Source organism: Roseofilum reptotaenium CS-1145, assembly GCF_028330985.1.
GTDB classification, from domain to species: Bacteria; Cyanobacteriota; Cyanobacteriia; order Cyanobacteriales; family Desertifilaceae; genus Roseofilum; species Roseofilum reptotaenium.
Window position 1 is genome coordinate 38,733 of record NZ_JAQMUE010000036.1, and the last position, 10,568, is coordinate 49,300.

Here is a 10,568-nt window from a genome sequence, read left to right on the forward strand (position 1 = left end):
GCCTGTTCCCTATTCCCGATTCCCTATTCCCCATTCCCCATTCCCTAATTTTGGAGAACACTATGTCTGTAAAAACCCTAACTATTGATGGAATTGATGTTGCCATTGAAGAAGGCTCCACGCTTTTAGAGGCAGCCAAAGAAGCAGGGGTTGAGATCCCAACCCTGTGCCACTTAGATGGCATCTCTGATGTGGGGGCTTGTCGCCTTTGTTTAGTCGAAGTTACTGGCATTCCGAAGTTACTGCCGGCTTGCGTCACTGAGGTTTCTGAAGGCATGGAAGTGCAAACGCAAACGGCAAAACTGCAAGACTATCGGCGGATGACGGTTGAATTACTGTTTTCTGAAGGCAATCACTTTTGTGCCTTTTGTGTCGCTAATGGCAACTGCGAACTTCAGGATGTGGCGATCGCCGTTGGCATGGATCATTCCCGCTTTGAGTATCGTTTCCCCAACCGGGAAGTGGATGTTTCCCATCCTCAATTTGGTATCGACCACAACCGTTGTATTCTCTGTACTCGTTGCGTGCGCGTCTGCGATCAGATTGAAGGGGCCCATGTTTGGGATGTTTCTGGACGCGGGGGAACCTCAAAAATCATCTCAGGTTTAAATCAACCTTGGGGTGAAGTCAGTGCTTGTACCTCCTGTGGTAAATGTGTCAATGCTTGTCCTACGGGGTCAATTTTCCGCAAAGGAACAACTACCGCAGAGAAAGAAAGCGATCGCGAAAAACTGGAGTTCCTCGTCACTGCTCGGACTAAGCACCAATGGACGAGATAATCATCAATGGCTCAAGGTAGCAAAATCATGACTCAACCCCTTGATGTAACAGCGAGTTTATCGAAGTCAGAATTAATCGAACAGCAGTTCTTAGAAGTTCTGGAGAGTTGTGAATCTCTTGGCTCTCATCATGCAGAATACTCTAGTATTCCTTATGAATCTGTAGATAGACTCTGCGATCTTGCTCAAGATGTGAATGGTTTTGTTCGCTTTTTGATGATCTATAAAGAGTCAATTCAAATGGCTGTCAATGCCATATTTGGCTATGCAAGTACAGTCGATAATTGGAGAGTTAAAGAGTCTCCTATTGGATTTGGAGTCCGAGACTTTTGTAGCCTGTTAGTTGCTATGCTCCAAGGACAACAAGCAAGCAGCATATTGGCTTCCGGTAATTTCGAGTCCTTAGACGCGATCGCTGAATTATTGGATGAATGGAGGGGAGTTAAGTTTCAAGAAATTCTAGAAAAACAAGCACAGTACCTATTGAATGGAAACTAAAACTAGGAGAGAACACCATGGCAAAGATTAGAATGGCAACGGTTTGGCTAGCGGGATGTTCGGGCTGCCATATGTCCTTTTTGGACTTAGATGAATTTCTATTTGATGTAGCAGAAAAAGTCGATGTAGTTTACTCTCCCGTCGGCTCAGATATTAAGGAATATCCAGAAAATGTAGATGTCTGTTTAGTCGAAGGGGCGATCGCCAATGAGGAAAATTTAGAACTTGCCCTAAAAGTTCGCGAGAGAACGAAAACCGTGATTTCCTTTGGAGATTGTGCCGTGACGGCTAATGTTCCCGCCATGCGGAATATGCTGGGAGGAACGGAACCGGTATTGAAACGCTGTTATTTGGAACTGGGAGATACCACTCCCCAATTGCCCAATGAGCCAGGAATTGTGCCGGAATTACTCGATAAAGTCCGCCCGCTTCATGAAACGATTAAAGTGGATTTGTTTATTCCCGGATGTCCACCCCCAGCCGATCGGATTAAAGCAGCGATCGCGCCTTTATTAGAAGGACAAACTCCAACCATGGAAGGACGGGAAATGATTAAATTTGGCTAACCCATCCATCCTCGCTAAAAACCCGTAGGGGCAGGTTGAACTTGGTTTGTGCAAACCCGCCCCAACCCCATACATCCCCACCCCAAAACCAATAAAGGAGAACGCTAAAATGAGTAAAAAAGTTGTTATCGATCCCGTAACCCGTATTGAAGGTCATGCCAAAATTTCTATCTTCTTAGATGATGCGGGAGAAGTGGAAAATGCCCAGTTTCATGTTGTTGAATTTCGCGGATTTGAGAAATTCTGTGAAGGGCGACCCATGTTTGAAATGGCTGGCATTACCGCCCGAATCTGTGGAATTTGTCCGGTTAGTCACCTGTTAGCTGCTGCCAAAACTGGAGATAAAATATTAGCTGTACAAGTGCCTCCGGGAGGGGAAAAACTGCGGCGAATGATGAATTTAGCTCAGTTGACTCAATCCCATGCTTTGAGCTTTTTCCATCTCAGTAGTCCCGATTTTCTGCTGGGATGGGAGAGCGATCCAGCAACTCGAAATGTATTTGGCTTAATTGCAGCGGATCCAGAGTTGGCACGGGAAGGAATTCGCCTGCGGCAGTTTGGACAAACGATTATTGAACTGTTAGGCGCGAGGAAAATTCATTCAGCCTGGGCAGTTCCGGGTGGAGTGCGATCGCCACTTTCAGACGAAGGTCGCGCTTGGATCAAGGAGCGTCTACCAGAGTCGCGCGCAGTGACGGAGAAAGCCCTAGCTCTGTTTAAGCGCCTATTGGATAGTGAGTTAACCACAGAAGCCGAAGTTTTTGGTAAGTTCTCCTCCTTATTTATGGGCTTAGTTGGAGCTGATGGCAGTTGGGAACATTATGGCGGTCATCTGCGCTTTATTGACAGCGAGGGGAATATCGTTGCCGATCATTTGAGCGAGGATAATTATCAAGACTTTATCGGCGAAGCAGTGGAAAATTGGTCGTATTTGAAATTCCCCTACTATAAACCTCTAGGATATCCCGATGGCATCTATCGCGTCGGTCCCTTAGCGCGGTTGAATGTGTGCGATCGCGTGGGAACACCGAATGCAGACCGAGAATTACAAGAAATGCGCGATCGCGCGGGCGGACGGGTTGCGACTTCTTCCTTCTACTACCACTATGCTCGGTTGATTGAAATCATGGCGTGTCTGGAGCGCTTAGAACAATTAGTAGACGATCCTGATGTGGTTTCGTCCCGCGTTCGCGCCACTGGAGGCATTAATAACCTAGAAGGAATTGGAGTCAGCGAAGCGCCGAGAGGAACCCTTTTCCATCACTATAAAGTGGATGAACAGGGCTTAATTGAGAAAGTTAACCTGATTATTGCCACCGGTCAAAATAACCTGGCGATGAATAAAACCGTGACTCAAATTGCCAAACATTATATCCACGGCAATGAGATTCCTGAAGCCATGCTCAACCGCACAGAAGCCGGAATTCGCGCCTACGATCCCTGTCTGAGCTGCTCGACTCATGCCATAGGACAAATGCCGTTGCATCTAGAGTTAGTGCGCCCCGATGGTAGTATTGCACACCAGCTTTATCGGGATTAAGTCCTCTCTCCAACCCCTCTCCCACGCTAATCTTATAGGGGTTACGATAAATCTTGTAGGGGCGAACGGCCTTCGCCCCTACAACCGACGCATTAGAAACTGGGTTTTAAAGCTATGGGAGAACGGAGACAAGCATGGTAGTCAGCACAATTATTACTCGAAATATAGAAATTCCACGGTTAGAAAACGGCGATCGCCTCTCTCGCGCAGAATTTGAGCGGCGCTACAACAACATGCCGGAACTCAAGAAAGCGGAACTCATTGAAGGAAGAGTCTATATGGCATCAGCGTTACGGCTCAAGCAACATGGCAAACCTCACAGTCATATTATGACATGGTTAGGCACTTATGAAGCCATGACTTCAGGTGTAGAAAGTGGAGATAATTGTACCGTACTTCTAGATAACCAAAATGAACCGCAACCGGATGGACTGCTTCGCATTGAGAAGGAAGGACTATCTAGAATTAATGATGCGGGATATGTGGAAGGAGCGCCGGAGTTAGTGGTAGAAATAGCCGCTTCTACCGTATCCCTCGATCTGCATGATAAGTTGCAGGTTTATTGTCGTCATCAGGTGCAAGAATACCTGGTATGGCGCGTCCAAGATAATGAGATAGATTGGTTTCGACTGCGAGGGAGTGAATATGACAAATTAGAAGCCGACGAACAAGGGATAATTCGCAGTGAAATGTATCCCGGGTTATGGTTAGATGTTCGGGCACTGTTGAGCGGTAATTTAGCCCAGGTATTGGAGGTTTTGCAAGCAGGAATGGCTACAGAAGAGCATCAAGATTTTGTCCAGTTTTTATCCGATCTCTAGGGAATTAGAAACCGGGTTTGTGCCCACAGATGCACCCTGGGATGGAGAGGAGCGACAAACCCGGTTTCTTTGCAGAAATTTCCGATACAATAGAACCAGTCCATCATTTTTAATTTTTAATTGATATTACTCATCTTGACTGGTAGCGTTGACACAAAACTTGCAACCTCGCATTGCATGGCATCACAATTATAGGAGGTAAAAGCTCCTACTCTAGCATTGCTGGACTACACCAATAATGACCAACTTGCCATAGAGTTTGGTTCGTTCTCCATAGAGATCGATCGCTATCAGCTTACCATCACTACATCGACCCTTACCCTGATAGGTTAACCGCTTGCGATCGCCCTGAAAACACTCGTGAATTTGATCGAACACAGAGCGCCTACTTTCCACTGCCATTAAATCCAGAAATGACTCTAAACCGACTAATTCTGCAAATCGATAGCCAAATAGATTAGCTAACTGCCGATTCGCATACACAAACTTTCCCCGTTCCGTGAGCATATAGAATCCTAACTTGTCTAAGGAGTCTTCTTCGTGGGAGGGTTCTTCAGCACTCTTCTCTGGTATAGAAGAGGGACGCTCCAGTTTTTGATATTCTACATAAAGCCGGACATTATCCAACACTACCCCCATTTGTTCGGCTGTTTTCTCCATTAAACTCGCAGTATCTTCCGTAAAATATCCCGGTTCAGGATGCATGAGGGTTAAAATTCCCAAAAGGGTTTGAGAGCGAAAAATGGGCACACCTAATGCTGAACGCACCAAATAAGGCTCATCAGGAAGGGTTAACCAGCGATCGTCGGTTTTTGTATCAGTAATTAAACCAATTTCTCGATGATGATTCACCCAACCAGCTAATCCTTTGTCTAAGACTTGACCAATGATCGCCTGTTTATGATCTCGAATGGTTGCCCCCCGCGCTAATACACTGGCGACTACTGTTCCTTTTGGATCTAAGAAAAATAAGCTCCCTTCTTCTGCTTCTGTAAACTGAATAGCGATTTTCAAGGTTTGTTGTAGAACCGATCGCAGCATCAACGAACCCGTCGAAGTCCGCATTAAATTTGTAAATGTGCGGAGCAGTTCATTTTGAGCTTCAAAGGCTTTTTGATCCTGTTTCAGATTCCGGATCTCTTGATGCAAATGATGGAGTTCTGCGGTTAGGTTCTCGTCTAGACGATCGCTCATTTTTCCTTAGTCCTGAAATTATCGCGCTGGGCGCTGGTAATGGATAAACCTTTTTCTTCCTCGAAAGTCCCTATGTTTAAGACTTTCCCCAAAATAACTACTGAAGGAAAACCCATCGATAGTTTACCTCATAGTAGGAAACTGTGGTTTAAGGATTTTGGGCTGGCGCTGGAGTGGCTAAAGTTTCCGGTGATAGATTAATAAAGGGTAGCGCACCTTGGCCACCCATAACGGTCGGAAAGTGACCATCCCATTTTTCAATGGCTAGTTTTTGCAGCAAAATCGGTGTTAGGGTTTGTCGTTGCAGTCGTTGCGCTTCGGCTTGTCCTTTGGCGCGGTTGATTTCCGCTTGGGCTTCTTTTTCTGCTTTCAAGGCTTCAAAGTCTGCCCGCTTTGCTTCTTGTTCAGCAATTTGTTTGGCTTCAATGGCTTTGGAAAATTCTGGTGAAAAGGAGACATTGACCAGGGAAACATCATCAATCAAAATGCCATAGGATGTAATTCTTTGCTTCAGAGCTTGATCGATTTCCTGTTTTAATTCGGTTCGTCGAGTAATGATTTCTTCGGCATTTTTCTTAGCGGTTGCGGCTTTCACGACTTCGGAAACCGAGGGCGTAATAATCCGAATCAGGATTTGTTCGTGATTACCAATTTGTTGAAAGACTCGATTCACTCGTGATGGATCGATATGCCAATTAATGGCAATTTCCATGCCCACATCTTGTAAATCACGGGAAGAAGCTTCTGCATTGACATCATTTTTCTGGACTCGTACACTGAGACTTTGTACGGTTGTCATCACTGGAATAATAGGATGAATCCCCTCGTCTAATATGACATCTTGGACTTTGCCAAATTTCATGACTACGCCCCTTTCTCCAGCATTCACGATGACAAAAGGACGAAAAATCAAACTGATAAATACGAGGAAAAATGCTCCTAATACGGGAATCATCAATTGGGGATTGGTGAATTGGGAGTTTGAGGGAAAAGGATTAGGCGATTTCATAATGGGAATGGGTAATGGATAATCGAGAAGGGTTAATGGGTCGTCTTATTAAATGGGGATTTCTGGAATACTGTCTAGGGGAGGGAGAGACCATAATTCAGAATCTACCGTAACTTCTGTCACTTGATCAGAGGAGAGGCGATCGCATCGGCGCGCAAATGGACATCGGGTACATTCACTTGATGTGACTGGAACTTGAGGAAAATCATGTCCCTGGATATAGTCCTTTAACTCTTGGTTGAGTTGGCATAAAAGTTTACTTAATTCCAGTTTTGTTTGTTTATGTTGCCCGTTATCATACTTAAATTCGAGGGCAGTTGCTCGATTATGTAACGAATTTTTACCTTTGACAAACCAGTAGGTTATGGAAATCTGTTCAGGGGGATAATGACTGGTTTCGGCTAAGACAAAGGGATAAAGACGGGTTTGCCAATTCTGTTTCAGGCGATCGCTATTTTGCGGTTGCAGATAGGTTTTCCAATCCATAATTTGCGCCTGGTGCGATCGGCAAATCAATAAATCATAAATCACTGTCAGCCAATACCCCTCAAACTCCAGGGTTCGCTGGTGTTCACTTTCCCGAAAATCCCCCCCATCTGCAAACAATCCCGGATAAGTAGTCATTAATCGTTCTAAACCCTGTTTAAATTGAGGGTCGCGCGCCAAAATCCCTTCAATGGGTAACCCTAATTCTCGCTGTTGCATCAACAAATGAAACTGGCTTCCCCATTCAGATTTTTCCTGTTGCTCCACAGGAACAACATAAGGAATTTTTTCCAAAAAGATATACTGAAATTTACGCCCACAGGTACTCAAAATATTTAAATGACCTTGAGAGAGGCGCAAGCTCAACTGCTCCATCATTTCCATCACCTATTATTCATTACCCCTTCCCAGCCCGTAGCACGCTAACATCGAGCTAGCACAAATACACTCTCCTTATTGCCACGATTAATGCGTAAATCTTGATCTAAATAGGTAATATCTAACCAACCTTTTTGATTTTCCTCACTAATGGGGAAATCAAACGGCCAGAAGGTGGCACTCTCTTGTATTTTCTCAATTATTTGTGAGGGAGATTCATAACCCAAAACCCGTTGCAGGCCGAAAATTCCTCGATTAAATCGCACATTTACCCGTCGCTCATTGACTACGGAGAAACTGGCCCGAACACTTACGAGAGAGTCTAAATAAGGCAAACCATCGAGTTCACCAATATTATAAACTGCTTGCTCATCAGCCCGAATACATTGATAGATTTGGCCCAACTGATACAGGGGAATGCGATCAATATTCAACAACTCTGCACTGGTGGTATACAGCAAACGCCAGTCGCCACTCAGAAGTTCCGGAAATTCAGTTGGGCGAGGGTTGGGGTTGCGCTCTTCGAGTTGCACCACATAGGACAAAATAGCCTGTTTTTCAGTGGCTGAAGCCAATATACCCCGATTTGTGCCGGCGATCGCTTCTAACAAACGGTCTTTACCAATCATAATTCCCCCTAAGTGAATGACCTATACAATTAACAGCTATGCTTATGCTAACAACTGGCTTTCCAGAATCCTGATAAACTCAAAAGAGATGAGTATCACCAATTGGATTTTCCTATTCTCTCAGCCATGTCTGCCAAATTTGTACCGATCAAAAACCCCTCCTTGCGAGAAACCCCTCGTTCTCAACTGGCTCCTATTCTTCCTTCTCCTCAAACCGAGTCCCTAGTAGACTGGTTGGAAAAAACCGGACGCATGTCTGCCCGCGATCCCCAAGAGCAAGAGTTTGTAGATAATGATGTGGATATCTCTGAACTCGAACTGATTGAGGGAGGAGACGATAACTATGATGACGATGATGATTCCGTCGAGGATGAGTAAGCGATACAGCACTTTGTGATGTCATGAGGTACAGTCAGAACAATCCCCCTAAATCCCCCGAAGATCGGGGGACTTTTACTGCCCCCTTTTCTAAGGTGAAAATTGCTGTAACTCTAGATTGAGTGTTTTTTTGAGTGTGAATGTGAGGAAAAACTGTGGACGCGAAACTTAGCTTTGGGGGGTTTTCCTTTCCCTGGGGAACCCGTCTATTTTTAATCTTACTGGTCGGTCTGGGACTGACGGCTTTAACGTTAGATCTACAGATGAACCAATTATCCCAGGGTTGGTTTTCCCTGAGTCTGCCATTCTGGAGCGGGTTCCTACTGACTGCCCTCATGGGGGCTTGGGCTGTACCGACGTTAAGGAAGATTAAAGCTGGCCAAATTATCCGCGAAGATGGGCCGCAAGACCATTTGAAGAAAGCGGGCACTCCAACTATGGGAGGGATCTTTTTTATTCCAGTAGCTGTTCTGGTGGCGCTGGTGGCTTCGGGTGGCGATCGCCTGGTTCTAATCGTTTCCCTTGTTATCTTAGGCTATGGAACGATCGGGTGGATTGATGATTGGCAAATTCTCCGCCGCCGCTCCAATAAGGGGATTTCTCCTCGGATGAAGCTGATCCTACAAACCCTATTGGCGGTTGTTTTTTGCCTGTGGATGCTCTGGACACAACCAGGAGATCTGACCACAGTGGCTCTATTTGGAGCGGTTAGCCTGCCTTTGGGTTTTGTCTTTTGGCCGATAGCAGCTTTTGCCCTAGTTTCTGAAAGTAATGCGGTGAACCTCACAGATGGTTTAGACGGTTTAGCGGGAGGAACCTGTGCGATCGCCTTTTTAGCCCTCGGTGTTTTGCTAGCACCTACTGCTCCCAGTTTAATGATCCTCTGCGCTGCCATCAGTGGCAGTTGTATTGGTTTCTTAGTCTACAACCGCAACCCTGCCCAAGTATTTATGGGAGATACGGGTTCTATGGCTCTTGGCGGCGGTTTAGCGGCGATCGCCCTCATTAGCGGTAACATCTGGAGCTTATTGATTCTCAGCGGTCTCTTTGTCATTGAAGCCCTCTCCGTTATCTTACAAGTGAGCTACTACAAAGCCACCAAAGGACCCGACGGTATCGGTAAACGGATTCTGAAAATGGCTCCTCTACACCATCATCTTGAACTCTCTGGATGGTCAGAAACCCAAGTGGTTGGCGTATTTTATGGCTTTGTTGGTATCCTTGCCATTCTCAGTTACTTCTAGGTCATCCTGTCAGTGTTTATAGATCGAACGGCGATCGCCCCTTTAGCTATTGAAAATTGGTCAACTCTCGAATCCTTCCCGGCTGCTTCAGTACACTTTGACAACAGATTACAATCTCTCGGCTGGTTGTAATTCGGGAGAATGGGAAGGTAGAAAGAGCAAATCTAGCCTTTCTGGTAGTATAACCTTCTCACTCATATGCCATCCGGCTTTACTCAAACCACATTTCGTCCTTATGGGTGGGCAGAAAAAGGGAAAAAAGTTTATGGAGAACGCGACGGCAAACCCCGTCAGCGCACCTACTTGATTGCTGGTAGGAGAGGCTCAAAACTATTAGCCCCCGTTTTATTCACACGAACAACCAATGCCGTGTTTTTTAACCATTGGCAGAACATCATCTACTACCAGAACTCAATCCTAAGAGCCTGCTAATTATGGACAATGCTGCCTTTCACAAGCAAGGAGATATTCGAGCGATTGCCAAAACTCACGGACACCCGGTTGTGTTTTTACCAGCTTCTTCACCTGAGTATAGTCCTATCGAAGAAGATTTTGCTATTCTCAAAAAGCAGAGGATTTATGCCCAGCCTGGTACGACTCTCGATGAGATCGTTAAACTGTACGGAACTTAATTGGAATGACTATAGCGCTTCGCGCTAGGCAATAGGCAATAGCTTGTATGGATTCGGTTCTAAGGCTTCAAGCTGTACCTCATAGAAGAGAGAAACGCTATATAGAGTGCCCATAATTGTTCGATATCCATGGCCTTAACGATTGACGGCTAATGAGATTATAGCAAGCCAAAAAAAACGCCCCCCTTGCGGAGAGCGTTTTTTTAGATTAAATCAGTTGATTAAAAACTGGAATTAACCGTTGATAGCAGGAGCAGTTAAAGCTACAGGAGTTTCTTCTCCAGCCGCCAAGTCTAAGGGGAAGTTGTGAGCGTTGCGCTCGTGCATTACTTCCATACCTAAGTTGGCACGGTTGATTACATCTGCCCAGGTGTTGATTACGTGACCTTGGGAATCCATAATCGATTGGTTGAA

12 protein-coding genes and 2 pseudogenes are annotated in these 10,568 nt (G+C 45.4%); 8 read left to right on the forward strand and 6 right to left on the reverse strand.

Annotated features, from left to right (window positions below; all coding sequences use genetic code 11):
• Positions 1-62 precede the first annotated feature (62 nt).
• The 5 genes from hoxU (at position 63) to PN466_RS06015 (ending at position 4,204) form a co-directional block, all read left to right on the forward strand.
• Entirely contained in the window at positions 63-779 is a 717-nt protein-coding gene (hoxU, locus tag PN466_RS05995) for a bidirectional hydrogenase complex protein HoxU (protein WP_271937762.1), read from the forward strand.
• A gap of 27 nt (positions 780-806) precedes the next feature.
• Complete coding sequence (locus PN466_RS06000) at positions 807-1,277, forward strand: hypothetical protein (RefSeq protein ID WP_271937763.1); 471 nt, start codon at positions 807-809, stop codon at positions 1,275-1,277.
• A 17-nt stretch (positions 1,278-1,294) separates the two neighbouring features.
• A complete protein-coding gene (locus tag PN466_RS06005) occupies positions 1,295-1,843 on the forward strand; it encodes an NADH-quinone oxidoreductase subunit B family protein (protein WP_271937764.1) in 549 nt (182 codons plus the stop codon).
• Between the two features lie 109 nt (positions 1,844-1,952).
• Positions 1,953-3,383 (forward strand): Ni/Fe hydrogenase subunit alpha, encoded by a 1,431-nt coding sequence (locus PN466_RS06010; RefSeq protein WP_271937765.1) that lies wholly within the window; start codon positions 1,953-1,955, stop codon positions 3,381-3,383.
• 134 nt (positions 3,384-3,517) lie between these two features.
• Complete coding sequence (locus PN466_RS06015) at positions 3,518-4,204, forward strand: Uma2 family endonuclease (protein ID WP_271937766.1); 687 nt, start codon at positions 3,518-3,520, stop codon at positions 4,202-4,204.
• Between the two features lie 213 nt (positions 4,205-4,417).
• Here the strand turns inward: PN466_RS06015 and PN466_RS06020 are convergent, their stop codons facing one another.
• The 4 genes from PN466_RS06020 to PN466_RS06035 all read right to left on the reverse strand — a co-directional run bounded on the left by PN466_RS06020 (position 4,418) and on the right by PN466_RS06035 (position 7,900).
• Positions 4,418-5,398: a GAF domain-containing protein gene (locus tag PN466_RS06020; protein WP_271937767.1), complete on the reverse strand. Its 981-nt coding sequence runs from the start codon at positions 5,396-5,398 to the stop codon at positions 4,418-4,420.
• 148 nt (positions 5,399-5,546) lie between these two features.
• Positions 5,547-6,353 carry a prohibitin family protein gene (locus PN466_RS06025; RefSeq protein WP_278003004.1) on the reverse strand — a complete coding sequence of 269 codons (807 nt, stop codon included), beginning with the start codon at positions 6,351-6,353 and terminating at the stop codon, positions 5,547-5,549.
• Positions 6,354-6,455: 102 nt separating this feature from the next.
• Positions 6,456-7,271 (reverse strand): PD-(D/E)XK nuclease family protein, encoded by an 816-nt coding sequence (locus PN466_RS06030; protein ID WP_271937769.1) that lies wholly within the window; start codon positions 7,269-7,271, stop codon positions 6,456-6,458.
• 44 nt (positions 7,272-7,315) lie between these two features.
• Complete coding sequence (locus tag PN466_RS06035; protein ID WP_271937770.1) at positions 7,316-7,900, reverse strand: PAP/fibrillin family protein; 585 nt, start codon at positions 7,898-7,900, stop codon at positions 7,316-7,318.
• A 102-nt stretch (positions 7,901-8,002) separates the two neighbouring features.
• Between PN466_RS06035 and PN466_RS06040 the strand changes: the two genes are divergently transcribed.
• Positions 8,003-8,278: a DUF3134 domain-containing protein gene (locus PN466_RS06040; RefSeq protein ID WP_271937772.1), complete on the forward strand. Its 276-nt coding sequence runs from the start codon at positions 8,003-8,005 to the stop codon at positions 8,276-8,278.
• Positions 8,279-8,433: 155 nt separating this feature from the next.
• A complete protein-coding gene (mraY, locus tag PN466_RS06045; RefSeq protein WP_271937774.1) occupies positions 8,434-9,522 on the forward strand; it encodes a phospho-N-acetylmuramoyl-pentapeptide-transferase in 1,089 nt (362 codons plus the stop codon).
• 111 nt (positions 9,523-9,633) lie between these two features.
• Here the strand turns inward: mraY and PN466_RS26215 are convergent.
• A pseudogene (locus PN466_RS26215) lies at positions 9,634-9,741 on the reverse strand (IS630 family transposase); the annotation flags it as partial.
• Positions 9,742-9,905: 164 nt separating this feature from the next.
• On the opposite strand from PN466_RS26215, the gene PN466_RS06050 reads away from it, so the two are divergent.
• The gene (locus tag PN466_RS06050; RefSeq protein WP_271937776.1) at positions 9,906-10,154 is read left to right on the forward strand and encodes a transposase; all 249 of its coding nucleotides are present in this window, start codon (positions 9,906-9,908) and stop codon (positions 10,152-10,154) included.
• A 234-nt stretch (positions 10,155-10,388) separates the two neighbouring features.
• Here PN466_RS06050 and PN466_RS06055 read toward each other — a convergent pair.
• Positions 10,389-10,568: pseudogene (locus tag PN466_RS06055) on the reverse strand (photosystem II q(b) protein); the annotation flags it as partial.

Excerpts from the sequence above, each read along its gene's own strand:
- PN466_RS06025 (WP_278003004.1), bottom strand. The coding sequence starts at position 6,353 with ATGATTCCCGTATTAGGAGCATTTTTCCTCGTATTTATCAGTTTGATT.
- PN466_RS06005 (WP_271937764.1), top strand. The coding sequence starts at position 1,295 with ATGGCAAAGATTAGAATGGCAACGGTTTGGCTAGCGGGATGTTCGGGC.
- PN466_RS06035 (WP_271937770.1), bottom strand. The coding sequence starts at position 7,900 with ATGATTGGTAAAGACCGTTTGTTAGAAGCGATCGCCGGCACAAATCGG.
- PN466_RS06030 (WP_271937769.1), bottom strand. The coding sequence starts at position 7,271 with ATGATGGAGCAGTTGAGCTTGCGCCTCTCTCAAGGTCATTTAAATATT.
- PN466_RS06010 (WP_271937765.1), top strand. The coding sequence starts at position 1,953 with ATGAGTAAAAAAGTTGTTATCGATCCCGTAACCCGTATTGAAGGTCAT.
- PN466_RS06015 (WP_271937766.1), top strand. The coding sequence starts at position 3,518 with ATGGTAGTCAGCACAATTATTACTCGAAATATAGAAATTCCACGGTTA.
- PN466_RS06000 (WP_271937763.1), top strand. The coding sequence starts at position 807 with ATGACTCAACCCCTTGATGTAACAGCGAGTTTATCGAAGTCAGAATTA.
- hoxU (WP_271937762.1), top strand. The coding sequence starts at position 63 with ATGTCTGTAAAAACCCTAACTATTGATGGAATTGATGTTGCCATTGAA.
- PN466_RS06020 (WP_271937767.1), bottom strand. The coding sequence starts at position 5,398 with ATGAGCGATCGTCTAGACGAGAACCTAACCGCAGAACTCCATCATTTG.